Here is a 26199-nt window from a genome sequence, read left to right on the forward strand (position 1 = left end):
CAATGATGTCCCAGCCCATGCCAAGCAACTCAGAACCAACATCCGCTACATACGTCTGTGGCTTCTCTTTGCGGTCGTTGACTGGAGATGCCTGGCACGCTGAACGTGCGGATGGGCTCCTGGGAGCTGCGCGTGCTGAGATCCAAGATCGGCAGATCGCGCACGGCCACCATTGGTCCTGATGGTGATGTAAGGACTGCTGACGAGGCATAACCGCGTCTGGATATGGTCGAAGGTCGGCGGCGCATAGAATGACATGGGGCGGCGTCAGTCTGTAGGACGCGCTGTGGGCGCCGCCCGCCGACGAAGGCTGAGCACGCGAGCAGAGTGAGAATCCACGATCACACGGCTTAGCGGGGGTGGGTAAGATCGCGAGGCCGGTCTTATCACACGGATCGACATCGGGGCCTCGTCCCGGCTGGAGGATATGTGTCTTGTACTTAGGGTAGTCAGATAGCTGACTGCACTGCTTTGTTTGCAGGCCGCCGCGGCGGCGGATTGTCGACGCTGCCCGCAGGGCAACAAGTCCAGCCCGCACCGCTGCAGAGGGCAGTTCGCCGGACCGAATTCTATGCAGCGCTCGCATTTGCCCTGGCCAAGCATTGTGCGTGACAGCCGATCTTCTTGGACGCCTTTAGCATGATGGGAAAGGGGGAGGCGACAGCGCGATAGATTGCGCGCAAGATGTTGCGATTGGCCATCCGATCGCATTTGCGCCGCACGTGCGTCGATTTCAAAGATTGAGGGCGGGCGTTGGGGATGCAGCCACGAGAAGCTTGACCATGCTGAAAGCAAAAAAGATCCATTGTCACACGACATTCGTGAAATGTGCTTTGCGGAAACCGGCGATCGACTTATGGGGTATTTGGCTGAAGTTGGTAAAATCGAAAGTGTTGATGGCCTGCATCCAGTTTGTGGATAGCGCAACGCGAGTAATCTCATCGCCTACATCGAAAAGCGGCTTAGTTTGTTTTTCCCGCCGACTTGGTTCAGTGAGCTTAAGGCTTTCAGGCGAGCCTGCTGATTCGTTGATGACCGCCCCGGGTTGAGAAGACAAAAAGGTCGCAGCGGTGACCGTTTGGCGAATACCTTTAAATTGGACTTCAGATGTCGCGAAGCTCCAAAAACTCCTCGATCCCCGCAAGCCGAAGAAAAGGCCATGGAACCTCGACGGCGACTATCCACCAGCTCCGGCCCGCCGCAGATGCAGGATGACCCTGAGCAATCGCGGACCTTCATTGAAAGGCCCGCGAGATCTAAGCGGACGAAGAGCGTTCGGCTGGGGATGAGTTGATGAAACGGATGGCACAGGCTCCGAAGCAAAAGCTCGCTCCCAAATAGGACCGCCAGGCGGTCAGAGATCGGCGATTTTCTTCAGTATAACGTGTGCCGGACGATCCTCAGCCATGAGCGCCTGTGGCTTCCGATCTGGGAAGTTGGCAGGCCAATCGAGCGTCAGGCTCCATCTGCTGTCTGCCGGTACTTGAGCGCCGGTTATAAGCGTACCGGCGGTTGGCGCATATAGGTTGACAGTCCCCTTTATGCGACCGCTTGCTCGATGTAGGTGCCACTATAGCGAAAGTTTCCAACGCCCATCCCGACAATCTTGCCGTTGCCGACGTAGACGGCACCGCCCGTTCCGCCCATGCCGACAAAGTTCATTGCGTAAAGCGCGCTCGCAACGAAGAATTCCCTTCGAAGCAGAGTTTCATGTGCCGAAGTAAGAAGACGCGCGGTCAGAAAAATTGATTGATCGCTGCCATTGAGGCTGACGATCGCCTTCGCGCCCAGGGCAAACGACAACCAAAATCGCAACCAGCTTCGGACAACCTCAGGGCGCACGCCTCAATGCCAAGCATATGATGACATTAGCCTCCAAAGCTATCGAGAATTTCAGCTTTGATGGCGGTTGCCGTGTACAGGGAAATCTCCAGCGGAAGGTTTCCAAATGCAAGCTGGCAAAGCAAGTAGTTGGCACCTGCCTCTTCCATCTGGTGAAGAAGGAGCTGTCGGACGAAAGCTGGCGTTCCAACGACGCACAATTCGCTCTCAAGTGCTGCATCGAAGGTCAGCGGTAGGGCGGGCGGCGTCGGAATGGCATTCAGGTCGTAAAGAAACTTGAAGCTCTCCAGCCATCGTCCATACGCAGTTTTGGCGGCCGCATGTGCGTCCTGGTCAGACTTCGCAATCACGACCATGCGGGCCAGCCCGAGAAATGGCTCGCGGCCGTGTGCAGTTGTATTGTGGGCTCGATGGGAGCGGTAGGCATCCGTAACTTTCCGGACAACAGAGGCGGGGCCTATGCACGCCAGATTGGCGCCATTTGCAGCGGCCCACTGCGCCGACTCGGCCCGATTGCTTGCGATCCAGGTCGGCGGATATGGACGTTGATGAGGCCTCAAGGTTAAGGGTACTTCGCTCAGCTCAAAGTGGTGTCCCTGATAGGATAGCGTATGTCCCTTCAGTGCAATATTCAGGATTTCGGTGGCTTCAGTATAACGGCCTGGTGCGGTTTCTGCACTGATGCCGAAATAGCCCCATTCAATCGGCTGGGAGCCGCGGCCGATCCCGAGCTCGAGCCTGCCGCCGCTCAACTGGTCAAGCATGCAGATCTCTTCAAATGCGCGCAATGGGTGATAAAGGTTGAGCAACAGGACGAGCGGACCAAAGCGCAATTGCCGGGTGCGCTGCGCGACGCTTGATAGGAACAGGTTCGGCGAGGGCCCTCTGCCATGAGGTGTGCAGTGGTGTTCGGCCAGGTGATAAGCGTAGAAGCCGAGAGAATCGCAGACCTCCGCCAGCTTGAGACGATCTTCATATTGTCGTGCGGCATCTCGGCCGTCGTCATCCAAATGGTCGAAAATGCCGCACGTTAGTCTTGAAGGAAGGCCACTCTTCACTCGATCAATCTCCGATTATGGGCCAGGTAGCGGGTCCTGGTTACTTCATGCCGTCGCGCTCAAAGAGGTGTCATTCCTCATTTGACGGCTTCGGGCGTTTCTCTTTGGGTGCGTGGATCTGAGCTTGCACGATGTGATTGGGTCATGAGAATGCGCAGATGGCGGTCCGGCCGTTACTTTGATAGAAGGCGCCTCCACACCGAGCATGTGCTCGACCAGGAGCATCGTTAGCTTCCCGTTCTCCTCTTCCTGGGCCTGTCAACCGCTTGGCCGCAGAAACGTCCATGCCGCCGAACCTGGCACAATTGTAGATGGCCGCTTCAGAGGTCCTTGCCTGCGAGCAGGATCAGCTCGGCACGGCTACTATTTGTCTATGATCGGACGCAGCGTCTCCTTCAGGTCGACATCGGGTAGCTCTGCGAGGGCTGCAGCGAACGCGACGAACGCTACGAAAGCTGCAAGGATAAGAGAGCTTGCGAGTATCGCTGCTCCAACGTCTTGAGGGCGTCTCATCATCGTGTCACTTTGGGTTTGGGCAGGCGGCGTTGACGCCAATCAGTTCTGCTCGACAGTTTCAACACGGCCGTCGCGCCAGCGGTAAACCAGAAAACCAGGAGCCGCATTGTCTCCCTTTGTATCGAACCGGACTGGCCCAATCACGGTATCGATCGCCCGTGAACGAAGTGCGCTAGCGACGCGCGCAGCATTGAGGGAGCCGCTCCGGTTCACCGCCTCTGCCCATGCTTGCACGGCGGCATAGGCGTAAAGCGTGTAGCCTTCAGCGGACAGGTTGGAAGCTTTGAGTCCGGCTACCACGCCGGCCGCATTGGCATTCCTGGCGGGGTCCGGCATGAAGGTAAACAACGTGCCATTTCCAGCGCTGCTGGTAATGGCCCAGAATTCAGAGGTCATCAACGGATCGTTCGCCATGACGATGAGGCCAGCTCCTGCTTCTGATGCCTGGCGTACAAACAAGCCGATTTCGGTATGATAGCCGCCGATATAGACGACGCGCACCCCATCCTTCTTCATTTTTGAGACCAGCGCTCTGAAATCCTTTTCGCCGGCTACGTAGCTTTGCCGAATGACTCGTTCACCGAACCTCTGAAGCTGTGCCTCAACCACGTCGGCGATACCCTTGCCTGCGGTGCTCTTGTCGTCGAACACTGCGATCTTGTCGTTAGGGTAGTTCCTGTGAATGTACTCAGCGGCAGCGGTGCCCTGTTGGTCGTCGCGGCCGCAGATCCGAAAGACGGTCTGAAGGCCTCGTTCTGTTAGCTGAGGATTTGTCGAGCCAGGGGAGACCTGAACGATGCCTGCTTCGGCATAGATGTCGGAGGCCGGGATCGACGAAGAGGAACAAAAATGGCCAATGACCAACCGGACCCGCTCTGTTGTGAGCTTGTTCGCGACTGCGACAGCTTGCTTCGGGTCGCAGGCGTCGTCGGCGACACTCAAACTCACCCTGGTGTCGGGAAGTAGTCCCGAAGCGTTCAACGCCTCGACCGCCGCAGCCGCACCATCGCGCATTTGCAAGCCGAACGCCGCGCTGCTTCCGCTCATTGGACCAGCCACGGCAATATTGACCTCGGAGCCGCGCGCAGCCGAGGCGAGGGCGCAGAAGAGAAGCGCTGCACTGGCAGCAGAAGCGTAACGCCCATTTAACATTATAGAGCTCCCAATGCTCACCTGAAGTGAAACGCCAGCAGCTGTGATCCGGCGTGCCTGCAGGTCGAGGCCGCCTGTCAAGCGAAGCGTGCGTTAGGTCGGCCAGATTGCGGCTACGGTAGAACCTACAATTTGACGTTACGTGCGGTTCAAGCCCCGTTTGAAGAGAGTCTCGATCAAGGCGTCAGGGAGCGCGGATCGGAAAGGCCATGACGATCTGTCCGGTCGAATCCGTAAAACTGTCGGCCCGCATCAGAGCCGCCGATCAGCCAAGCGCCATCGCGTTTTCAGCTTGCCAAGGCCGATTGGCAATCGTGCGCGGAGCCGGCCATGAGGACGTCAGTACGGCTGATCCTCCAACCCGCCAAGGGCGAGATCGAGATATTGCATGAGGCAGGGATCCCAACCAGCCAGACTACGGGGGGCGCTTAATCGTGCAAGTACCTTCAGGATCATCGAAACGCGTGAATCGGCCCCGGCGATTTCGCTGATCAGCAGGCGTGCGGCAACTGCGACAGCCTTTGCCCGCTCGCCGCAAGGATGCTCGCCGCGATCCATACAATCACGCAGCTCGTCGCGGATCCGCCGCCACCGCTCCTCGCGATCTGCAGCTAGCTTGCAGGTGCATCGGGATGTCTGACTACGCGTCTCGACCCGCGACATGGCATTCAGGGTCGCAGGCAGCTCATCCACACTTACCTGGATCGCACTGTCGATGGTCATGTTGCGCAAACGATCTCGCAACAGAGTTGCTCGAGCGACTTGAAGTTCTATCCGCTCTAGATGTTTGCGCAGCAGGTCGGTGAGTGAGGTCGTGCCCTCCATAGCTTTACGGATCTCGACAAGGGAGAAGCCAAGCTCACGTAGCGCCCGAATCTGGTGAACCCGTTGAACGCTTTCGCGGTCGTACATCCGGTGGCCGCCATCAGTACGCTCTGAGGCTGCTAGGAGTCCCGTGTGTTCATAATGATGCAGCGTGCGTACCGTTACTCCGGTCGCCTCTGCAAGTTCGCCAATGCGCCATCGACGCCTTCGTGGTGTAGCTTTGCTCATGTTGCTCAATTTCAAAGCCTACAACCTGACGTCACGTATGATTCAAGCTATTTCAAAGCTCTAGCTGGATCGTCTTCCATTCCAGCGCGAGAGTGGTGACTATCCTCAGAATGGCGGGGGATCAACCCTGAGGGGAAATGGTGATCAACAAGTTCGTCAGGCATGCCAGTTGAGCCTCGCCAGCCGCTGTACGCTCCAGGATGAGTTTGGCGATTGCTGTGCGATTTTCCGGATTTCGCATCGATGCGGGTAGCGCGGTGACCGCGCCATCATAAAGGCTTCCCAGGACGGAAAGCTCTTCTGGATAGAACACCCCGCTGCATTGCTCCAACGTTCAGCTCCTTGTTTGTCATTGCGTCAGGGCAGCGCACGTCGTCAAGACGTTTGGCTGCGGTAGGGCCAAAAGAAGTCAGACCCGCGGCGCAGAGCGACGAAGATGCGATGTACTCCATGGCGATGCGGCAGGGCAACACGCGTGCACAATGCTTGCTTCGACAGCGCAAGAGATTCGTGGTCCATATGCATGATCGATGACCACCACGCTCACTGTGCGTGGTGGTACGACTCCGAGGAAGTCGAACCGTCTCCGCTCATCGGGAGCCACTACTGATTCGGAGAGGTGACGACGACACAGCCCCGTGTCGATCCTGCTGTATCGAGGCAGGTGCGCCCGGCGGCCGGGTTGGGACGTACGTCCCTGTCTCTAAAACCAGGCCAACAGCCCAGCCGTCGCTCGCACGTCGAGCCTAGTGCCAACGTGCGAAAGAGCTACACATAGCCGTCCGCTGCGGCGATCTTTATCCAGCGACAATGAGTTCAAGCGAGGCGAGCCTAAATTGTGTGCATTGAGACATTCGTTGGGATATGAGGTTCGCAGACTCTGCGAACGTCCTTACGGCAACGGCGAGATAGATCGTGAGAAATCCTCGGCAGTATCCGCTCGTTCCGAAGTGCAGATGATCGAGAACTCTTGTGCAGTTGCCATGCGGGTAGCCTCCTGCAACAATATCTCTCGCATCCAGAGGCTTTCTGGGTCGCTGTTGTGAAGCACAGGCCATTGGACCGCCTCGGTGAAGGCGGGGAATGGCTGCGGAAGCTCGGCAATCCGAAGGGGCATCGTTCTTTGGAAATGCTTTACGAGCCTTAATGGCATCGTTCCTATGCGGTTCGTGCCTGCCAGCAGCGGCGGGATCATGCTGAAGCTCTGCACGAGAATGTCGATGCGCCGATTGAGGCCGAAATCGAGTAAAAAGGATTCCTCGACCGGGATCTTGCGCGCACCTGTGAGCTTAACCGCAACGTGGCCCATCGACATATACCGATCCAGTGTAAGCCGCCGTAGTAGTTGGCTATTGGTGCAGCAGCCTACGCAGACGAGTCTCTCCTCGAACAGGGCCGCCCTGGGGTGCGCGTTGGACATGAATAATTCCGGCAGGATAACAAAATCGACTTCGCCGCGGCGGAGAAGCTCATCTTGCTGATCTGTGAGCGGCACCAGTTCGAAGCTGACGGCGGGTGCTTCTCGCGCGGCGCGCTCCACGACATTTCGGAAGAATACGACTGTTATAAAATCAGAAAGGCCGATCCTGAATCGCCGATTCGATTGAGCCGGGTCGAACACGTCCCGCGCGATAATGGAGAGCTCAATGTGCGTTATAGCCTCGCGAACAGGAGCCGCGAGTCCTTCGGCGCGTGACGTCGGGACAAGTTCCCGCCCCCTCATCGCAAACAGCTCATCACGGAAATAGGTGCGCAGCCGGGCAACGGCTGCGCTCATGGCCGGCTGACTAAGGTTAATCTTGCGTGCCGCCGCGGTGAGGTTGCGCTCAGTCATTAGAGCATCCAGCGCGACGAGAAGATTTAGATCCAAACCTTTGAAACGCATGTCTTCTTATCCAGCACAAACCATCCTTGCGGTGCATACAACGAGCGGCGACGGCTGCGTCTGAAGCGGCCTTATTGCGTCGCCCGAATGGACATCGGTTCCATTGTGCGATCGCGAGAAGACGCTCGCGAAAGGATCGCAAGAATGGCGAGCAAGGCCCTAGGCGGACCACCAGCGGCCCGAAACCACCAGGATTCCCGAAGCGGATCGGTTCTCGCCACTTCCGGCGAGCCACGCAACAGGACCTGATCAGTTCGTTAATGGCAGATCAAACCACAGTGTCCGGCCAGCGCCGTGAGTTCGCCAAAGCGCCCGTCGACGGGATGCGTAGCGCAACGTTAGTCACGGCGGCCAGCCTACAACCTGACGCAGTGTGGGGTTCAAGCGATTTTATTGCGCAAGCCAAACATTATTGTACTGGAAGAAGTGTGCGCGATATTGCCGGGCGTCACCTGTTTGCAGTGCAAGCGCATCAAACCGCACCAGCGAGATCACCACACTCACTACCCGGCAAGTCGTCGCAACCGATCGCCGCCTCCCTGCGGCCTCTAGCAGCTTCGCCCCCGAGACGTTGAAATGATAAAGCCGCCGAGCACATTGAAGGGCTTAATAGCGTTTCTGGAACGGGCCGAGAGGGCTTGTGGTGAGCCTAGCAGCGCCTGCGAGTTGGAGGCTCCTGACGCCCAGATACCATGTTGGATGCCTCCTCCAGCAATATCCGCCTCATCCAAATGCTCGCTGGGTCGGTATTGTGGAACGCAGGCCACTGCACAGCCTCGGTGAATGTTGGTAGGGGGAGCGGTGGTTCGACGATCCGCAATGGCATTTGCTTTTCAAAGTGCCTGGCGAGCCGTAATGGCATCGTGCCGATACGGCCCGTGTCCAACAATATAGGCGGAATCAGGCTAAAGCCCTGCACAACGACCTCAATGCGTCTCTTGAGGCCGTGCTCAAGCAAAAACCATTCTTCTAGGTTTGGTCTCAGCGCCCGTCCGAACTTAGCCGTAACGTGCCCCATCGAAATGTATTTCTCGAACGTAAGCTGCCGCGATAGCTGCTTGTTCGCGCGGCATCCCACGCACACCAGGGTCTCGTCAAACAGCGTCGCCTTGGGGTGCGCGCTCGACATGAACAATTCCGGCAGAATGAGAAAGTCAACCTCGCCCCGGCGGAGCAGCTCATCGGGTTCATCGGAAAATGGCAGCAATTCGAAGCGTACCGCGGGGGCTTCGTGTGCAATACGGTCCACGATTCTCCGAAAGAAGACGATGGTCATGAAATCGGAGAGAATGACCCTGAAGCGTCGGCTCGACTGAGTCGGGTCGAACGCGTCCCGTGATATGATCGAGAGTTGGATGTGCAGCAGGGCCTCGCGAGTCGGACCTGCAAGCGCCTCCGCGCCAGGTGTCGGGACGAGCTCGCGACCTCTCATGGTAAATAGTTCATCGCGGAAATAGGTGCGCAGCCGCGCGATCGCCGCGCTCATAGCTGGCTGGCTCAGATTGATCTTGCGCGCCGCCGCCGTGAGGTTGCGCTCCGTCATCAGAGCATCGAGCGCAACGAGAAGATTTAGATCAAGTCCCTTGAACCGCATGTTGTGAGTCTATCCATCGTGTGGATGTGTTCTATCGAAACAATCGATTTTACCAAATTGCGGGATGTTGGATAGCAAACATCAGTTTGGAAAAGTAATCAGGCATATCACGATGGCTGCTGGTCGTTCGCGGGCTCAGAGAAAAACTCCTGGACGTGCGAGCACCCGCCGCATCCGTTGCGAGGGCGGTTTTGGGCGTGCGGTGCGAGCCGCCCCTCTTCGTCTCGGTGCGAAGCGCGCTCGATCGGGCGCTAAGCGGATCCCGATAAACGTTCGTATGCGTATTCCATCCGTTTCCATATCGGAGGTTTACCCGCGTACACTTGAGAGCGCGTTCAACCTCATTCTAGGGTCGCGACATAGCGGCAGCCGCAGATTGCGGATGCCAAGTAGTTCCGGCGACCCTCCAAATGGCTCGCACTGTCCACCGCATTCAGGGCGTGTCGAAGATGCATAAGAACCAGTTTGATCTGATGCCACTCCGATACGCCATCGATGAGGCTCCTCGCATCGATAGCCTGCGCTCAGACGTCAAAACGTCGACAGCGATGCTGGACGAGACGGAAAAGCTCCATGGTGCAGACAGGTTCTCGGTAGTCCAATCGCCTCGTCGGCATCTTCCGGCATATCTCGCGCGGGGCATTGGTCTGATGACGAGCGCGAACTGTGCGATCGCTTCGTCGCGCGCGAAGGCGCACGGCGCGATGCAAGCGAGGGGTGCCGAGCTCCGACGGGGCATGGCAGCGCAGTTCAGTATTGATCAGCGGTTCGCCGAGTAGCGAGTTCACGTGACCATCTCCGCTTTTAATTCCACTGGCGCGAGGAAGCCCGCCATGAACATTGCCGTATCCCCGACTGCGGAAGCTCCTTCTGCGCGCGCTCGAGTGCAGTGGACCCGTCGCTGGGAAAACGAACTGCAGCTCGCCGATCATGCCGAGCTCGCCGAGTTCTTCCGCAAGAGTTACGGGCCGACCGGTGCGTTCAATGCGCAGCCATTTGAGGGCAACCGAAGTTGGGCCGGTGCAAGACCTGAGCTCCGCGTGATTGGTTACGACGCGCGCGGGGTAGCTGCTCACCTCGGGCTACTACGCCGCTTCATCAAGATTGGTGGGGTCGATCTCCTCGTGGCCGAACTGGGGTTATATGCGGTGCGTCCGGATCTTGAAGGGCTGGGAATCAGCCACGCAATGCGCGTGACGTATCCGATACTGCATGAGCTCGGCGTTCCATTCGGCTTTGGTACGGTTCGGCCTGCGCTTCAGAAACATATGACTCGACTGGTCGAAAGGCAGGGGCTCGCCACCCTCATGTCTGGCATTCGCGTCCGCTCCACGCATCCGGATGTCTATCCCAATTTGTCGCCGACCCGTATCGAAGACGTGATCGTGGTGGGTTTCCCGGTTGGACGCTCGATGAGCGAGTGGCCGGCCGGGACGATCATCGATCGGAACGGGCCTGAGCTGTGAACGAGCTTATCCCTCGATCTGCTGTGCGTTGCGACTACGCTGACGTGAGCGGAAGTCGGCCTGTCTATTTGACCTTTGACGATGGGCCAAATCCATTTTGTACGCCAGAGGTGCTCGATGTGCTCGTGCAACATGGGACTCCGGCAACGTTCTTCGTGATCGGCACGTACGCGGCCGAACAACCTGAACTTATTCGACGAATGATCGCGGAAGGGCACGAGGTTGCGAACCACACGATGACGCATCCGGATCTATCCAGATGCGCACCTGCGGAGGTACACGATGAAGTGCTGACGGCGAGCGAGGCGATCCGTTCGGCGTGCCCGCAGGCTTCGCCCAGGCACATGCGAGCACCTTACGGCATATGGACAGAAGAGGTGCTCGCTATATCAGCGAGCGCTGGTCTCACCGCTGTGCACTGGTCGGTCGATCCGAGAGATTGGTCCCGCCCCGGGGTCGATAGAATTGTGAATTCAGTGCTGGCGAGCGTTCGACCGGGTGCAATTGTGCTGCTGCACGACGGATATCCTCCCGATGAAGAGAGACTGTGCACTGACGCCACACTGCGTGATCAGACCGTGATGGCGCTGTCATATCTGATTCCGGCATTACAACAGCGCGGGTTTGTAATCCGTGCGCTCCCTCAACTTCACTGAACAAGAACTGACACCTTATGGACCTGCTCGCTACAACCAGTGCTGTCGCCGTTTCGTCTTATGCGCTGCTCTCGACTATCTACAAGAGCGCGCAAGCGCTTTATGCCCAGCCGGCGAATAGCTCATCGCTGCAGGACAGCCCGGGACAATCGGAGGTCGTCCTTCCGAGTGTAGACGTCATCGTGCCGTGCTTTAACGAGGATCCAAACACGCTCGCCGAATGTCTGGAGTCGCTTGCGAGCCAAGACTACGCCGGAAAGCTACAGGTCTATGTGGTCGACGACGGATCTGCAAATCGCGACGTTGTCGCCCCTGTACACAAAATCTATGCGAATGATCCGAGATTCAGCATCATCTTGCTGGCAAACAACGTTGGAAAGCGCAAGGCGCAGATCGCTGCAATACGCGGCTCATCCGGGGACCTGGTGCTCAACGTCGACTCGGATACGATACTTGCTGCTGACGTCGTCACGAAGCTTGTATTGAAGATGCATGACCCGGAAATCGGTGCGGCCATGGGGCAGCTGATAGCGAGCAATCGCAGCGAAACGTGGCTGACCAGGCTGATCGATATGGAATACTGGTTGGCGTGCAACGAAGAGCGCGCGGCTCAGGCTCGTTTCGGTGCGGTCATGTGCTGCTGCGGCCCATGTGCTATGTATCGTCGCTCAGCGCTCGCTTTGCTGCTTGATCAATATGAAACGCAATTCTTTCGCGGGAAGCCAAGCGATTTCGGCGAGGATCGCCATCTAACGATCCTCATGCTCAAGGCGGGGTTTCGAACCGAATATGTCCCGGATGCGATCGCAGCAACAGTCGTCCCGGACAGCCTTGGGCCATATCTGCGTCAGCAACTCCGCTGGGCGCGCAGTACCTTTCGGGACACGTTTCTTGCATTACGTCTGCTGCCAGGGCTCGATGGCTATCTGACGCTAGACGTTATCGGGCAAAATCTCGGCCCGTTGCTTCTCGCCCTTTCATCACTGGCTGCGCTCGCGCAGCTCGTAATAGGCGGCTCCGTACCCTGGTGGACGGGATTGACGATTGCAGCGATGACGATGGTGCGGTGTAGTGTGGCAGCCGTTCGTGCTCGCGAAGTGCGGTTTCTCGGCTTCTCGCTCCATACACCGATCAATATCTTTCTCTTACTGCCTTTGAAGGCCTATGCGCTTTGCACATTGGGCAACAGCGATTGGCTATCGCGCAAGGTCGCCAATGTGCCGACCGTAGGGGAAAAGCAGCCTGTCATCCTGCACCCGAGCGCTGGACGAGGTCCTGCAAGTATAGGGGGAATATCTGGCACAATTTGTAAGGCGGAGTTTTCACACCGTCCATCAAGCCTTGCGGCGACTGAGAGTGTTTGCGCTCGCGATCGTTCGACTGCCTACAAATAGGTGGTTGGCTCATGACCCTGGACAAAAACCGTCAGCTATTAGAGCGAGAGTTGGCTGTCGACGATCCATGGCGCCTCTACAGTAGTGCGTTCGAGCGGGAGCGGTACGCGCAGATGCTCCGGATGTCGCGTTGCAACGGAGATGTTGCGCATGCCCTCGAAGTAGGATGTGCAGCCGGTGCATTCACGGACATGCTGGCTCCGCTATGCGAACGGCTCACCGTTGTCGATGTCATGCCGCAGGCGATCGAGCGAGCGCGACTACGGACCAGGAAGTGGTCACATATCACGTGGGTGACCTGCGACATTCAGCGGTTCTCGACCACTGAACAGTTCGATTTGATCGTCGTGGCTGAGGTTCTTTACTACCTCAAGGACATTGTCGAGATGCATGCGGCTATCCGCAACCTGGTGAGTATGCTTGCGCCAAATGGGGCTCTGATTTTCGGGTCGGCACGTGATGCTACGTGTCAACGCTGGGGTCATGCTGCTGGTGCCGAGACGGTGATCGCTCTCTTCGACGAGAGTCTATCGGAGGTCGAGCGTCTGCACTGCCATACCGGGTCGCTCAACGAAGACTGCTTGATCGTCCGGTTCCGGAAGCAGAGTCACTCGTCAGAACAATCAAACGTCGGTCACTAGGATAGGGGATCATATGCGCATCTGCGGCATCAAGTTAACACATGACGGCGCAATTGCTGTCGTCGAGGACGGGCGGCTTCTCTTTTGCACCGAGCAAGAGAAGCGCGACAACAGTCCACGCTATCAATCCGTCGAGAATCTCGAGGCAGTCGTGCTCGCCTTGGCGGAGCATGGCCTGGATCCGCGAGATATCGATCAGTTCGTCATCGACGGCTGGGATGGGGAGATCGAGTCGCAGTTCCAGGTCCTCAGTGGAGCTGTGCCGATCGCGCTGAAAGGGGCGCCATATGTCGAGCGCCATGCTGAGGGCCTTCTTGATTCCGTCGACGGCTTTGGCCTGATCCTCGGCGGCAAGGTGTTTCCATATAAGAGCTACCCGCACGTCACGGGCCACGTCGCTTCAGCATATTGCACGAGTCCCTTTGCCAGCGCGGGAAAACCCGCGTTCTGTCTGGTATGGGACGGCTGCATCTTTCCACGTCTTTACTATGTCGAACCTGGTGGGGCACGGCTCATTGGATCCCTGTTTCCGATGATCGGCCATGCCTATGCTGCCGCGGGCCTTCACTTCGGGCCTTACCGGCAGCCGAACCGCTCCAGTTGGGATTTGGGCATCGCCGGCAAGCTGATGGCTTACATCGCGCTTGGCGCTGTCGACGAAAGCATCGTGACAGTGTTTCAGGAGCTCTACGAAAAGCGCTTCGCAGCCGACACGGAGCAGGCTCGTCGCTACCGCGCGGACATAAACAATGCGGAATCCTCTCTTGCAGCTATGCACGATTTCTTCGAGGCAAGCGCAGTGCGCCTGACGGCCAAGCGAGCGGAGGACGTCCTTGCGTCGTTTCATGTGTTCCTGGAACGTCTCCTTGTCAAGGAAATCGCGATGATTCTGCTGCGGCACTCGTCGCTTCCGGGAGCGCGAAATCTATGTGTCGCCGGAGGTTGCGGTCTCAATATCAAGTGGAACAGCGCGCTTCGTGCGACGGGATTGTTCGATGATGTCTGGGTGCCGCCATTTCCAAATGACAGCGGCTCGGCAATCGGCGCTGCTTGCGGCGCGATGGCGGCGCAAAATGGCTTCGGGCCGTTGGAATGGTCAGTCTACAGTGGTCCGTCCCTGCGGGACAGCGAACTTCCGTCGGACTGGGAAGCCGCGCCGTGCAGTCTGCGTGAACTTGCGGCGATTCTAGCCGACAACAAGCCGATCATCTTCCTTTCCGGGCGCGCCGAGCTTGGGCCGCGGGCGTTGGGCGGCAGAAGCATTCTTGCGAGCCCGACCTCCCCGGCAATGAAGGATCATCTCAACGACATCAAGCGTCGCGAGCACTTCCGACCGGTGGCGCCGATCTGTCTGGAGGATCGGGCGCCGGAGATCTTCAGCCCAGGTACGCCAGATCCCTACATGCTGTTCGATCACCAGACCCGGGCGAATTGGCGCGACAAGGTCCCCGCTGTGGTCCATCTTGACGGCTCGGCGCGGCTGCAGACAATCTCCCGCAACTCTCCGCACAAAATCGCCGCGCTTCTCGTGGAATTTGAGCAACTCACGGGCATTCCACTGCTCTGCAACACGAGCGCCAACCTCCACGGACGGGGATTCTTCCCGGATGCTGCGGCGGCCTGCCAATGGGGGCGTGTCGAGCATGTATGGTGCGACGGCCTGCTCTGGACCAAAACGGTCGTTAAGAAGCCATCGTCTGCGGAACGACTTCTGTCAGCCTAGGATGAACATGTCCACGGTAGCGATCGACCTTGCCGGCGTGAAAAAGTCATTTGGCGACAAGATCATCGTCAATGAACTGTCGTTCTCGGTTGCGCACGGAGAATGCTTCGGCCTGCTTGGGCCAAATGGAGCTGGCAAGAGTACGATTGCGCGTATGCTTCTCGGCATGATTTCGCCGGACGGAGGAAAGATTACGGTCCTCAATGAGCCTGTGCCTGCACGCGCTCGTGTCGCACGTGTGCGTATCGGCGTGGTGCCGCAGTTCGATAATCTTGAACTCGAGTTCACCGTACGAGAGAATCTGCTGGTGTTTGGCCGCTATTTCGGCATGAGCGCTCGCAAGATCGAGGCGGTCGCCCCCTCGCTGCTCGAGTTTGCACGCCTCGAAAGCAAGGCGGACACGCGCGTTGCCGAGCTGTCCGGTGGCATGAAACGGCGGCTGACGCTGGCGCGGGCGCTAATCAATGACCCGCATCTGCTCGTCATGGACGAGCCGACGACTGGTTTGGATCCGCACGCCCGTCATCTGATTTGGGAACGTCTGCGAGTTCTGCTTGGGCGGGGCAAGACGATTCTCTTGACCACTCACTTCATGGAAGAGGCCGAACGCCTGTGCGATCGGCTGTGTGTCCTCGAGCATGGACGCAAGATCGCCGAAGGCAAGCCAGACGCTCTGATCGATGAGTATATTGGCTGCAACGTCATTGAAATCTATGGGGGGGATCCACATCAGCTCTGCGAGCTGGTCAGGCCGTATGCGCGGCACATCGAAGTGAGTGGAGAGACTCTCTTTTGTTATGCGCCATATCCGGAGCAGGTACGCGTGAAACTGCTAGGGCGAGCGGGCCTTCGTATTCTGCAGCGCCCGCCGAATCTCGAAGACGTGTTTTTGCGGCTCACCGGGCGCGAGATGGAGAAGTGAGCGATGGGTGAAAGCTATGCGGCGGTAATGCCCGCTAACGCGTACAACTGGATCGCGGTATGGCGTCGGAACTTTCTAGCATGGAAGAAAGCCGCACTTGCATCGATTCTCGGCAACCTCGCAGATCCTATAACCAATCTGCTTGGCCTCGGCTTTGGCCTTGGGCTGATCGTGGGGCGCGTTGAGGGGACGTCGTACATCGCGTTTCTGGCGGCGGGCATGGTCGCGACCAGCGCCATGACGTCTGCGACCTTTGAAACCATGTATGCAGCCTTTGCGCGCATGGATGCCAAGCGCACCTGGGAAGCGATCCTCTCTACTCAGCTCACGCTCGGCGATATCGTTCTGGGCGAACTGGTGTGGGCGGCCAGTAAGTCCGTTCTGGCGGGAACAACGATCGGGATCGTCGCTGCCACGCTGGGTTATGCATCCTGGCCATCCATTCTGTATGCGATGCCAACAATCGCCCTTACTGGCCTTGTCTTCGCCAGCCTGGCGATGGTCGTCATATCTCTTGCCCCAAGTTACGATTACTTCGTATTTTACCAGACACTTATCCTCACTCCTATGGTGTTTCTGTGTGGTGCGGTCTTTCCGATGAGCCAACTGCCCGGCTCATTTCAGCACTTCGCCGGCTTGTTGCCGCTCGCACATTCGGTCGACCTTATTCGCCCGGCGATGCTTGAGCGCGGCGCCGACAGTGTTGCCCTCCACGTCGGTGCGCTTTGCGTTTACGCGGTATTGCCCTTTTTCGTGTCGACAGCGCTATTTCGGCGCCGCCTGCTGCGGTGACGTGAGTTGAGCGATAACGGAAAAAGTCAAATCGATGCAGGGTCACGATGCTTTCTGCGGTAGCTCGGGAAGACCTGGTCTGTCACAGCAGTTGCTGAATGGCCTTAAGACGGCCGCGATCGAGCCAGGTCTACGGCCGCCTGTTCAGTCGATTGGTGCGGACGCCAGCACCTATTTTCTGAGCGCCTGTCGCTAGGCGCCGAGACGGACTTTGGAAGATCCTGGTTGTGCTGTCTGGCCCGCGCAGCCGACGGAGCGTGACTGTACAGATTAGATAGATGGAACGGCAGTTGGCCTTCCCGTCATCATCGAATGGAGAATGAGATGTTGTGCCTGGGAGTGAGTGGCGGTCTTGACCGAATCTATGAAAGCTCGCCGGAGCTGCCGAATACATTTCTTCACGATGGCGCTGCGGTTCTTGTGCAGGATGGCCGCGTGATCGCTGCTGTCGAAGAGGAGCGCCTCAATCGCGTCAAGCACTCCAACAAGTTCCCGAGCAATTCGATCCAATACTGCCTTTCCACCGCAGGGGTCTCGCTCGGCGAGATCGACCGCATCGCGTTCTACGCGAGCGAAGCCTACTGCAATACCATGCTCGAGCGTCTTTCTGTTTCTCATCCCGTTCCGTTGGACGCCAAACTGTTGCTGCGGCAGCTGCTGGCACGGGAGTTCGGCGCCGAGATCGATCCGTCTCGGCTTTCCTTCGTGAATCACCACGAGGCGCATGCCGTGAGCGCGTTTGCCATGTCCGGGTTCGAGCAAAGTCTCGTTTTTACGATCGACGGCGGTGGCGATTTTCTCTCGGGCTTATTGGCGGTGGGATCTGGCACCGAAATTGCGCAACTTGCAAGCTTCCCCGAACATAACTCCCTGGGGCTGTTCTATCTCGAGACGATTCGATATCTCGGCTACGGGTTGTTCGACGAGTACAAAGTAATGGGACTTGCCCCATACGGTGATCCCACTCCCTATCGCGAACTCTTCGCGCAATTCTACGAATTGTTGGACAACGGTGGCTATCGCGTTCACCTGGATCGAATCGGTCCGGCCCTGGTCCGCAACATCGATGTTCGGCGAAAAGGAATGCCATTCACCCAACAGCATCGAGATGTCAGCGCTTCGCTGCAGGAAGCGCTGGAGCGGATCGTGTTCCACATCCTGCGGCACTATCGCGAAGCGACGGGCATGACGCGCTTGTGCCTGGCTGGGGGTGTAGCCCATAATTGTACGCTGAACGGTAAGCTGCTTTATTCCGGGCTATTTGACGACATCTTTGTCCAACCCGCGGCGCACGACGCCGGTTGCGCACTCGGCGCTGCATTGATGATGTCCAACGAGCTGGGCAGGCCAGCGCCGCGCGAGCGACTGCCGGACGTTTATTGGGGGCCCGATCTCGGGAACGAGCAAACCATTAAGCATGAGCTCAACGCATGGTCAGGCCACCTCGACATTCAACGAAGTGATGACATAGCATCCAGTGCGGCAGACTGGATGGCAAATGGCGCTGTAATCGGCTGGGTTCAGGGCCGGTCTGAGTTCGGCCCACGTGCGCTTGGTAACCGCAGCATTCTTGCGGACCCGCGGCCTGCGGAAAACAAGGATCGTATCAACGCGATGGTCAAGAAGCGTGAGGGCTATCGTCCGTTTGCGCCATCTGTACTGGAGGAGGATGCGAGCGAGTTCTTTGAGCTTCCCGACGGCACGCGGCAGCTCCCCTTCATGAACTTCGTGGTTCGTGTGCGTGAAGCCAAGTGTGACGTGCTCGGTGCGATCACGCACGTTGATGGGACCGCTCGGCTGCAGACAGTATCGCGCAAGACAAACCCCACCTATTGGGATGTAATTAATGCGTTCAAAAAGCGAACCGGCATCCCGGTTCTTTTAAATACGTCATTTAACAACAATGCCGAGCCGATCGTGGAGTCCGTTTCAGATGCGATCACCACGTTCTTGACGACTGACCTGGACGGACTTGTTGTTGGACCTTTCCTCGTCCGGAAGCGGTCAGCAACACTGCAGGATTGGAGCGCACTGGGCATTTCATTGCCGCCGTATGCATCCCTTCATCGTGTTCGCTCCCACACGGCGCCAGACCGTCAGGAAACGGTCTGCGAGATCCGCACGGGACATTCCGGCCGCGACAGTATGCGTATCTCACACGAGCTTTTCGAGATCTTGATGCGGATCGAGGGCGAGGCGTCGCTCGGTCGGCTTCTCGAAGCAACCATGCTGGGCCAGGCCAAGCGTGAAGATGTCGTGAAGGAGTTGCGGCTCGTGTGGGAGCTGCGGGGCGTTCGGTTGCATCCGCCGCGCGCGGCTTGCGACTGTAATGGAGTGCAAGGCCAAGCATAACCGAGGTGATGAGCATGTATATGCCTGCATGTACGGGGGCAGGGCATCCGGCGTAGAGGAGGGCGCAATATACATCCGATTGAAATCACGTATGTCGACGAAACGTTACTGAATAGAAGAAAAGGCGAAATCGTCGAGAGAACCCGCTCACATCAGGATAGCGTTGCTATGAAGTTCTACCGACGCAGCTCGCCGGCACCGCGATTTCCGACCATGATGTCGGACGCGACGATACGTGAGATGTCCGCAATGACGTCTCTTGTCCAACCAGGAGCCCGGGAAGAGGCAATGCAGATGCTTAGAGAGTCGAGGAATGATCGGTTCGTAGTTTCTCGGCGACGTACGGGGTTCGGCGACTGCCTGTGGTCACTGGCGGCAGCCTGGCGTTTTGCAAAGCTGACAGGACGGACGCTGGCCATTGATTGGCGGGGATCTTGTTACCTCAATGAGCCATTCACCAATGCCTTTCCAGTCTTCTTTGAACCGGTGCAAGACATCGCTGGCGTGCGGGTGATTTGCGACGACGAGATCAATCAGTGTTCATTTCCGGGACCGTTCTTCCCGGCATGGTGGAACAAGCCATCCATCGATTGCGTCTATCGCCCGGACGAGCAGATTTTCCGGGAACGCGACGAACTCGATCAACTGTTCCAAAGTCAGCAAGATAGTGACGCTAACACGGTCGTGTGTGACGCGTGCCTGATGTGGCGCTGCGATCAGGAGGCCGAGCGAGAAATCTTTCGGAGCATCAAGCCACGCCCAGAAATTCAGGCTCGAATTGATGCCATCTACCGCGAGCGCTTTGAGCCGTACAGCGTAATCGGCATTCATGTCCGGCATGGCAACGGCGAGGACATTATGGGGCATGCTCCCTACTGGGCAGACCCGGAGCGCGCCTTGCGACAGGTCTGTAATGCCATTGAGAAGGCCAGGGGTTTACCCCACGCGAAACCCGTGAGGGCTTTCCTGTGCACAGACAGCGCGCTCGTGCTTGAGAAGGTTTCGACTATATTTCCCGATGTTTTCACGATCCCCAAACGGTTCCAGGCGCCTCAGGCCGGCCCATTGCATAGCGCCGCGCTCGGAGCCGAGGGCGGCTTTTCCGCCCTTATCGAAATGTATCTCCTTGCGCGCTGCGACACCGTGATCCGTTTTCCCCCGACGAGCGCCTTCACGCGCTATGCGCGTCTCTTTGCCCCACGCGTTATCGAATTCGATTTGAATGATCCGAGCCGATTGATCATGATTGAAGAAACCTCGCAAGAGCTCGTGGTTTCATGAAAGTCGTAGCCCGCCTGATCGATCTGATTGCCGCTCTTTGCATCCAGCAGTACTGGCAGTTTTTTTCGGGACGGCAATTGTCTGCCAAAAGTGATGCTCTGCCGCGAACTTCCACCGGAGAACAGAAGGATGCGGCGGCCGAATGCCTTCCGCTAAAGCTCGACGTCGACAACAATGGCCTTAACGTGCTGCCGCCGCGCTAAACAGGTGGAAACGCCTTCGTCTTCGCCTCGGACGGACCGCAAGTCGAAGCTAACCGGTGGTCGATCGCGGATGAAGATATCCAAAGGTTCTCCATTCAGCCAGCGAGTTCCTCGTGGCGGTCGGGCACTCGTTGGTGCGGACGGGCCCTCTCGATATCGACTATTTTGGGCTTAATCAGTCCGCCAGGTCGTGGTCCGCAATCAATCCGCGGGGAAGTGCCACTGCTGGACACAGCAGAGCAGGCCGCGATGAAGTCAGCATCAGTTGCCGACGAATCTAACGTACGAAGCAGTAACGTCAGTTTTTGGGTTGGCGCGGTTACTGACCGCCGCCGCTATCCTAATCCGCTGGCCATCCTCAGGCTCTTCCGGTTGTGCGATCAGCAAGAGAGCGCTGCTTGTCGCCTTGTCTTGACGCAGGGCGAATGTGCTCGCGACATGACGTGGGTGACGCACCATCGCTGTCACAAAGCACACGCACCGTGTCTTGAACCCGCCAAGCATTTCGCGCGCGCGACATTAGGACGCAAAACGGAGCGGATTTCCGTGCATCGCAGCGGCGCAAATCCTGCTACGCGTACGCTTGCGCAACAGGAGAGGAGGCGGGCGTGGGTCTCGATCTGCCAAATGACGATCTGATCAGAGGGCCGCTGCCCGAACCGCACTTGGGTTGCCTCTTTCACGACGATAAAGCCCCTGTTCATCGCGGAAAACAGAAGACCTTGTTGCTGACCGGGGCATCGCGCGGAATTGGTCATGCCACTGCCAAGCTGTTCTCGGAGGCGGGCTGGCGCATCATTTCTTGCGCGCGCCAACCGTTCGACGGCGAGCGCTGCCCCTGGGAGGCAGGATACGAGGATCATGTCCAGGTCGACCTCAGCGATCATCGAATGCTGCCGCGCGCGATCACCGAGGTCAAGAAACGCTTGGCCGGTGCACCCTTGCACGCGCTGGTGAATAATGCCGGTGTCTCGCCGAAAACGCCCACCGGCGATCGGATGACATCGTTGACGACATCAACCGAGACCTGGATGAGGGTGTTCCATCTCAATCTGGTGGCCCCGATCCTGCTGGCGCAGGGTTTGTTTGACGAGCTAAGAGCCGCGTCAGGATCGATCGTGAATGTGACTTCGATCGCGGGCTCGCGGGTGCACCCGTTTGCCGGCAGCGCATATGCGACCTCGAAAGCTGCGCTTGCGAGCCTCACACGCGAAATGGCGCATGATTATGCGCCGCATGGCGTTCGCGTGAATGCGATCGCGCCCGGCGAAATCAGGACGGACATGTTGTCGCCCGACACAGAAGCGCGTGTCGTGCCAAGTATCCCGCTGCGCAGAGTGGGAACCCCGGACGAAGTGGCCAAGGTCATCTTCTTCCTGTGCTCGGACGCGGCGAGCTATGTCACGGGGGCCGAGGTGCCGATCAATGGTGGGCAACATCTTTGAATGGGCCAGCCTTGGCGACGCAGCTGACTTGAGCCGTAGCAGCGGAACTTATGTTCTCCGCTGACGACGCGCTACGATCCGCAAAAAATGAAATGAAGGCACACTGTAAGTTTACCGTCGTGCCATGAAAAGGTGTCACGGTTCTATGTCATCTCGTCAACACTTGGCGCTAGATCACACTTGGCGCTAGATCGAGAGTGACATGCAAAACGAAGGTCGCCAACCCGAACAAGGTACCAGGGAGGATGATCAAGACAACGGAGACCGCTTCATGCTGGATATCCCTTCCTCACGCGAAAGACCTGTCTCGCAACCTGAGCCGGAGCGTAAGCTCTCGGACGAGCCGTTGCGTGAGAGCGCGCTGACCGGCATCTTCGAAATATCGAAAATACTCGCCGCCCCTTGTCCGCTCGAAGTCACGTTGGCAAACGTTGTCGGTCTTCTGCAATCGTTTGTGCAGATGCGACACGGCATCGTCTCACTGCTCGATGATGACGGCATGCCGGACATTACAGTGGGCGCCGGCTGGAGCGAAGGTAGCGACGAACTTTACCGGATGCGCCTGCCGCGGAAGGCAATCGACCAGATCGTCGCGACAGATAGACCTCTTGTCGCCGAGAACGTGGCCGCCGAGCCGGCATTCAGCGCTGCCGACCGGGAAGTGCTCGGCGCCTCCGATAGTATGCCAGTGTCGTTCATCGGGGTTCCGATCCGCATTGATCCGAAGGTCGTGGGTACGCTGACGATCGACCGTGTCCGGGACGATAGCTCAAGCCTCCGGCTCGATTACGATGCGCGGCTGCTCGCCATGATCGCCAACCTGGTGGGACAAACAGTGAAGTTGCATCGCTTGTTCGCGTGCGATCGCGAACGGCTGATGGCGGAGAAAGACCGTCTACAAAAGCAGATATTTGAGCTCAGGCAGCCCCCTCGGGAGCGCAAGAAGCTGAACGTCCATGGGATCATTGGCGACAGCCCGGCGCTGCGCGGGCTTCTCGAGAAGATTGCGGTTGTAGCTAAATCGAACAGCACGGTTCTGCTGCGTGGCGAATCCGGTACCGGCAAGGAACTCGTAGCCAAGGCCATTCACGAATCGTCCTCCCGCGCCAAGCGGCCGTTCGTTAAGCTGAATTGCGCGGCGCTTCCTGAGACCGTGCTGGAATCGGAATTATTTGGCCATGAGAAAGGTGCCTTTACCGGTGCGTTCAGCTCGCGCAAGGGACGCTTCGAACTTGCTGACAAAGGAACGCTATTTCTTGACGAGATCGGCGAGATCTCAGCTCCATTCCAGGCAAAGTTGCTGCGCGTCCTGCAAGAGCAGGAGTTCGAGCGCGTCGGCAGCAACCAGACTATTAAGGTCGACGTTCGAGTCATAGCTGCGACCAACAGGAACCTTGAAGAGGCCGTGGCAAGGAGCGAGTTCCGCGCGGACCTCTACTATCGCATCAGCGTAGTTCCGTTGCTGTTGCCGCCACTGCGCGAAAGACGCAGTGATATTCCGCTGCTTGCCAGCGAGTTTCTCAGAAATTTCAACAACGAGAACGGCCGTACGCTAACCTTGGAGGCGAGTGCGATCGATGTACTGATGAACTGCGGCTTTCCGGGAAATGTCCGCGAACTCGAAAACTGCATCGAGCGGACCGCGACGCTGTGCACCGGATCATCGATCGTGAGAAGTGATTTTGCATGCTGCCATGGCCAGTGTCTTTCCGCGATGCTGTGGAAAAGTACATCGGACGAGAGGACAGACCGGCCGGCACTCATGCCGCCGGTGCCTGCAACGTCCATCATTCCGCCAGCTGAAGCGACCCCGCCTGTCCCGACCATGGGCGGCGAACTGCCCCCATTGGCGCCTCCCGGCACAGTGCTCGTAAGTGGCGCGAAGATGGCCGATCGCGAACGGGTCATTGCGGCCATGGAAAAATCTGGCTGGGTGCAGGCAAAGGCAGCGCGCCTGCTCGGACTAACGCCGCGCCAGATCGGCTACGCGCTGAGGAAATACGGCATCGAGATAAAGCGGTTCTGAACGACCAAAATTGGCGGGAACTGCTCCTGTCACACTTGAGCCGAATGAGGACGATCTTCGGTGGGCAATCATGGGTCCGCCTCGGCGCCGACTTGGCCACGAGGCTTGCGAGCCTGCTGTTGCAGGGCGGGCTAACCTGGTTCGGTGAGAGATGGACTTGCGCGCCGTGACATACAGAGCCTCACCTGCGGGCCAGGCAAGCGCGAACCGTCCGTTGTTCGACATCTAACGAGCTTTCATGCCTCGTGATTAGGGGCGGTAATCTGTCGCAAGCTGTCCTGGCATCACTCAGCTGGCGCGTCCTGCGGAACAGCGCTGTCGCAGCCCCGACGTGTGTCGGGATTCGTTCGTCAGGAAGGGCGGGCTAGAGGGGCGGCATCACCGGACTAAACCTCTGTGCAAGCCGATTCCAAAAGGGCGCCGATGGTACAACACTTGCTGTTCTCTTCGCAGCTGTCGCAACTTTTGGAGCAAAACCGTGCACAATGTCGTCTGCATCAAACAGGTTCCGGACTCGGCGCAGATCCGCGTTCACCCGGTGACCAATACAATCATGCGTCAGGGAGTGCCGACCATCATCAACCCATATGACCTCTTCGCACTCGAGGCCGCGCTGGAGCTACGCGATCGGTTTGGAGGCGAAATTACCGTGCTTACAATGGGACCGCCATCGGCGGAAGATTCCTTGCGAAAAGCGCTGACTTATGGCGCCGATCGCGCCGTACTACTCACCGATCGCTGCTTTGCGGGCTCCGACACCCTGGCCACAACATATGCACTTGCAACAGCCATCCGAAAAATTGGTAAGGAATACGGCCCGACAAACCTCATCTTCACGGGAAAGCAGACTATCGACGGCGATACGGCGCAGGTTGGGCCCGGCATCGCAAAGCGGCTCGGGGTACTGCAGCTAACCTACGTTGCCAAGGTCAGATCCTTAGATCTCGCCGCCCATACAATTGAAGCGGAACGACGCTCCGAAGGTGGTGTCCAGGTGCTGCGCACCAGGCTGCCCTGTCTCATCACCATGCTGGAGGCAACGAATCAGATTCGGCGCGGCGCGATGGCGGATGCCTTGCGTGCCGCGCGTGCCCAAATCGTGAAATGGAGCGCGCACGATGCCGGCGTCGAAGACGTCTCCAAATGTGGCCTCAAGGGCTCGCCGACCGTCGTCAAGCGAGTGTTCGCTCCCTCTGCGCGGGCTGAGAAGGCGGCGCTGGTTGAGGCCGCCGAGCAACCGGCACAGGCGTTGATAGACGCTATTTTCAAGCATCAGCCGAAGCTCGAAACCGATCTTGCGGCCCTTGTCCGTGACGCTTGATCTGGAACGTCCTGGCAACGATCGTCAACAGGGATCGCTCTGCTAGCGCGATGCCGCTTGCAGGTCCAAAGCGCGCAGTTCAGGGCGCGAAGCCCACCTATGTGGCACCTTTGGACCGATCTCCGCAATTCAACAGCCCTATACGCATTGTGAGCGGCGGCTGGCTACTCAGTGTTTGGTTTCTGACGGCGGTGCATGGGCTGTCAGGTTCAATACACTTGCAATGAGGAGTCGGTCGCGAGCACTTTGTGAACGTATTCAGAATGTTAAGGAGTGAGTGCACGCGTTGGCACGGTGATTGCTGTAAGTGTGCAAGAACACAGCGTGGTGGTGGCGGTGCTCGCGAACGCGAAAAACTGCGGTCTCGTTGAGACGCTCGTGCTGGCCAGCAGCCGGCATTTCGCGCAGCTTGCGGCAAGGCCTCAACAGCCCGGTAGATGCGGATTGGTTCTTGCAATGCTGTACCAAGCTCACAGCAGTTCGATGAAACGGCAGGAGCAGCAACCGCGGAGGCTTGATCCATTCACGACAGATCGCGAAAGCTGGAAGCGCCCGGACACGCCAATCGGGCATGTGACGTTAACGTCCCGATGGCATGCGCGGCGCAATATCTCACCATGACTCTGCGAGCGAATGTTGGCCGTGCCGGGCATTCGCGGCACCGGACTGCTCGTGGACCGGAATCCGGCTGGATCGCCGGCGCTGAATTAATGAAGGCGTTCCCTTCGATGCACGTGAGCAGGACTGAGATGCCGCTGTCTGCCACCGCGAAGTGGTCACGAAGAATGTCGCCCGGATGGTGAACGCGATCATAGACCCATCGAACCAACGAACTCGCCGATCTCGCGGCGGCCAATAGTTGGCCCGGACACGAAGT

The 26199-nt window shown here is 58.1% G+C and carries 23 protein-coding genes; 15 read left to right on the top strand and 8 right to left on the bottom strand.

What is annotated here, in order from left to right; genetic code table 11:
- Positions 1-808 precede the first annotated feature (808 nt).
- From ACNJX8_RS10720 to nodD1, 8 genes are all read right to left on the bottom strand, one after another.
- A complete protein-coding gene (locus ACNJX8_RS10720) occupies positions 809-1057 on the bottom strand; it encodes a hypothetical protein (protein WP_439360567.1) in 249 nt (82 codons plus the stop codon).
- A gap of 482 nt (positions 1058-1539) precedes the next feature.
- On the bottom strand, positions 1540-1803 hold the full coding sequence (locus ACNJX8_RS10725) for a hypothetical protein (RefSeq protein WP_439360568.1): 264 nt from the start codon (positions 1801-1803) through the stop codon (positions 1540-1542).
- A gap of 65 nt (positions 1804-1868) precedes the next feature.
- Entirely contained in the window at positions 1869-2900 is a 1032-nt protein-coding gene (locus ACNJX8_RS10730; RefSeq protein WP_439360569.1) for an LLM class flavin-dependent oxidoreductase, read from the bottom strand.
- A gap of 555 nt (positions 2901-3455) precedes the next feature.
- Positions 3456-4568, bottom strand: coding sequence for a branched-chain amino acid ABC transporter substrate-binding protein (locus ACNJX8_RS10735; RefSeq protein WP_439360570.1), 1113 nt, complete (start codon positions 4566-4568; stop codon positions 3456-3458).
- Between the two features lie 339 nt (positions 4569-4907).
- A complete protein-coding gene (locus tag ACNJX8_RS10740) occupies positions 4908-5621 on the bottom strand; it encodes a MerR family transcriptional regulator (RefSeq protein WP_206734349.1) in 714 nt (237 codons plus the stop codon).
- A 121-nt stretch (positions 5622-5742) separates the two neighbouring features.
- A complete protein-coding gene (locus ACNJX8_RS10745) occupies positions 5743-5952 on the bottom strand; it encodes a hypothetical protein (RefSeq protein ID WP_164939545.1) in 210 nt (69 codons plus the stop codon).
- Between the two features lie 561 nt (positions 5953-6513).
- Positions 6514-7506, bottom strand: coding sequence for a transcriptional regulator NodD2 (gene nodD2, locus ACNJX8_RS10750; protein ID WP_439360571.1), 993 nt, complete (start codon positions 7504-7506; stop codon positions 6514-6516).
- Between the two features lie 649 nt (positions 7507-8155).
- On the bottom strand, positions 8156-9100 hold the full coding sequence (gene nodD1, locus ACNJX8_RS10755) for a transcriptional regulator NodD1 (RefSeq protein ID WP_439360572.1): 945 nt from the start codon (positions 9098-9100) through the stop codon (positions 8156-8158).
- Positions 9101-9510: 410 nt separating this feature from the next.
- Between nodD1 and ACNJX8_RS10760 the strand changes: the two genes are divergently transcribed.
- The 15 genes from ACNJX8_RS10760 to ACNJX8_RS10830 all read left to right on the top strand — a co-directional run bounded on the left by ACNJX8_RS10760 (position 9511) and on the right by ACNJX8_RS10830 (position 25943).
- Complete coding sequence (locus tag ACNJX8_RS10760) at positions 9511-9879, top strand: hypothetical protein (protein WP_439360573.1); 369 nt, start codon at positions 9511-9513, stop codon at positions 9877-9879.
- Between the two features lie 54 nt (positions 9880-9933).
- Entirely contained in the window at positions 9934-10566 is a 633-nt protein-coding gene (locus ACNJX8_RS10765; RefSeq protein ID WP_439360574.1) for a NodA family N-acyltransferase, read from the top strand.
- Entirely contained in the window at positions 10563-11222 is a 660-nt protein-coding gene (gene nodB / locus ACNJX8_RS10770; protein ID WP_439410329.1) for a chitooligosaccharide deacetylase NodB, read from the top strand. The genes ACNJX8_RS10765 and nodB overlap by 4 nt, the downstream gene beginning before the upstream one ends.
- A 17-nt stretch (positions 11223-11239) precedes the next feature.
- A complete protein-coding gene (gene nodC / locus ACNJX8_RS10775) occupies positions 11240-12616 on the top strand; it encodes a chitooligosaccharide synthase NodC (RefSeq protein ID WP_439360575.1) in 1377 nt (458 codons plus the stop codon).
- Positions 12617-12627: 11 nt separating this feature from the next.
- Positions 12628-13257, top strand: a complete 630-nt coding sequence (nodS, locus tag ACNJX8_RS10780; protein ID WP_439360576.1) for a nodulation methyltransferase NodS — start codon at positions 12628-12630, stop codon at positions 13255-13257.
- A gap of 13 nt (positions 13258-13270) precedes the next feature.
- Positions 13271-14980: a nodulation protein NodU gene (nodU, locus tag ACNJX8_RS10785; RefSeq protein ID WP_439360577.1), complete on the top strand. Its 1710-nt coding sequence runs from the start codon at positions 13271-13273 to the stop codon at positions 14978-14980.
- Position 14981: 1 nt separating this feature from the next.
- A complete protein-coding gene (gene nodI, locus ACNJX8_RS10790; RefSeq protein ID WP_439360578.1) occupies positions 14982-15902 on the top strand; it encodes a nodulation factor ABC transporter ATP-binding protein NodI in 921 nt (306 codons plus the stop codon).
- Between the two features lie 3 nt (positions 15903-15905).
- Entirely contained in the window at positions 15906-16694 is a 789-nt protein-coding gene (locus ACNJX8_RS10795) for an ABC transporter permease (RefSeq protein WP_128946016.1), read from the top strand.
- A 324-nt stretch (positions 16695-17018) separates the two neighbouring features.
- Positions 17019-19046 (top strand): carbamoyltransferase family protein, encoded by a 2028-nt coding sequence (locus ACNJX8_RS10800; RefSeq protein ID WP_439360579.1) that lies wholly within the window; start codon positions 17019-17021, stop codon positions 19044-19046.
- Positions 19047-19214: 168 nt separating this feature from the next.
- Positions 19215-20327, top strand: a complete 1113-nt coding sequence (locus tag ACNJX8_RS10805; RefSeq protein ID WP_439360580.1) for a nodulation protein NodZ — start codon at positions 19215-19217, stop codon at positions 20325-20327.
- On the top strand, positions 20324-20530 hold the full coding sequence (locus ACNJX8_RS10810) for a hypothetical protein (RefSeq protein WP_439360581.1): 207 nt from the start codon (positions 20324-20326) through the stop codon (positions 20528-20530). Before ACNJX8_RS10805 ends, ACNJX8_RS10810 begins: the two co-directional genes overlap by 4 nt.
- A 608-nt stretch (positions 20531-21138) precedes the next feature.
- Positions 21139-21975 (top strand): SDR family NAD(P)-dependent oxidoreductase, encoded by an 837-nt coding sequence (locus ACNJX8_RS10815; RefSeq protein WP_439360582.1) that lies wholly within the window; start codon positions 21139-21141, stop codon positions 21973-21975.
- Between the two features lie 202 nt (positions 21976-22177).
- A complete protein-coding gene (nifA, locus tag ACNJX8_RS10820) occupies positions 22178-24001 on the top strand; it encodes a nif-specific transcriptional activator NifA (protein WP_439360583.1) in 1824 nt (607 codons plus the stop codon).
- A gap of 478 nt (positions 24002-24479) precedes the next feature.
- A complete protein-coding gene (locus ACNJX8_RS10825) occupies positions 24480-25322 on the top strand; it encodes an electron transfer flavoprotein subunit beta/FixA family protein (protein WP_128946022.1) in 843 nt (280 codons plus the stop codon).
- A gap of 273 nt (positions 25323-25595) precedes the next feature.
- Positions 25596-25943: a hypothetical protein gene (locus ACNJX8_RS10830; RefSeq protein WP_439360585.1), complete on the top strand. Its 348-nt coding sequence runs from the start codon at positions 25596-25598 to the stop codon at positions 25941-25943.
- Positions 25944-26199 lie beyond the last annotated feature (256 nt).

The sequence above is a fragment of the Bradyrhizobium sp. SPXBL-04 genome (assembly GCF_051853035.1).
Taxonomy (GTDB): domain Bacteria; phylum Pseudomonadota; class Alphaproteobacteria; order Rhizobiales; family Xanthobacteraceae; genus Bradyrhizobium; species Bradyrhizobium zhanjiangense.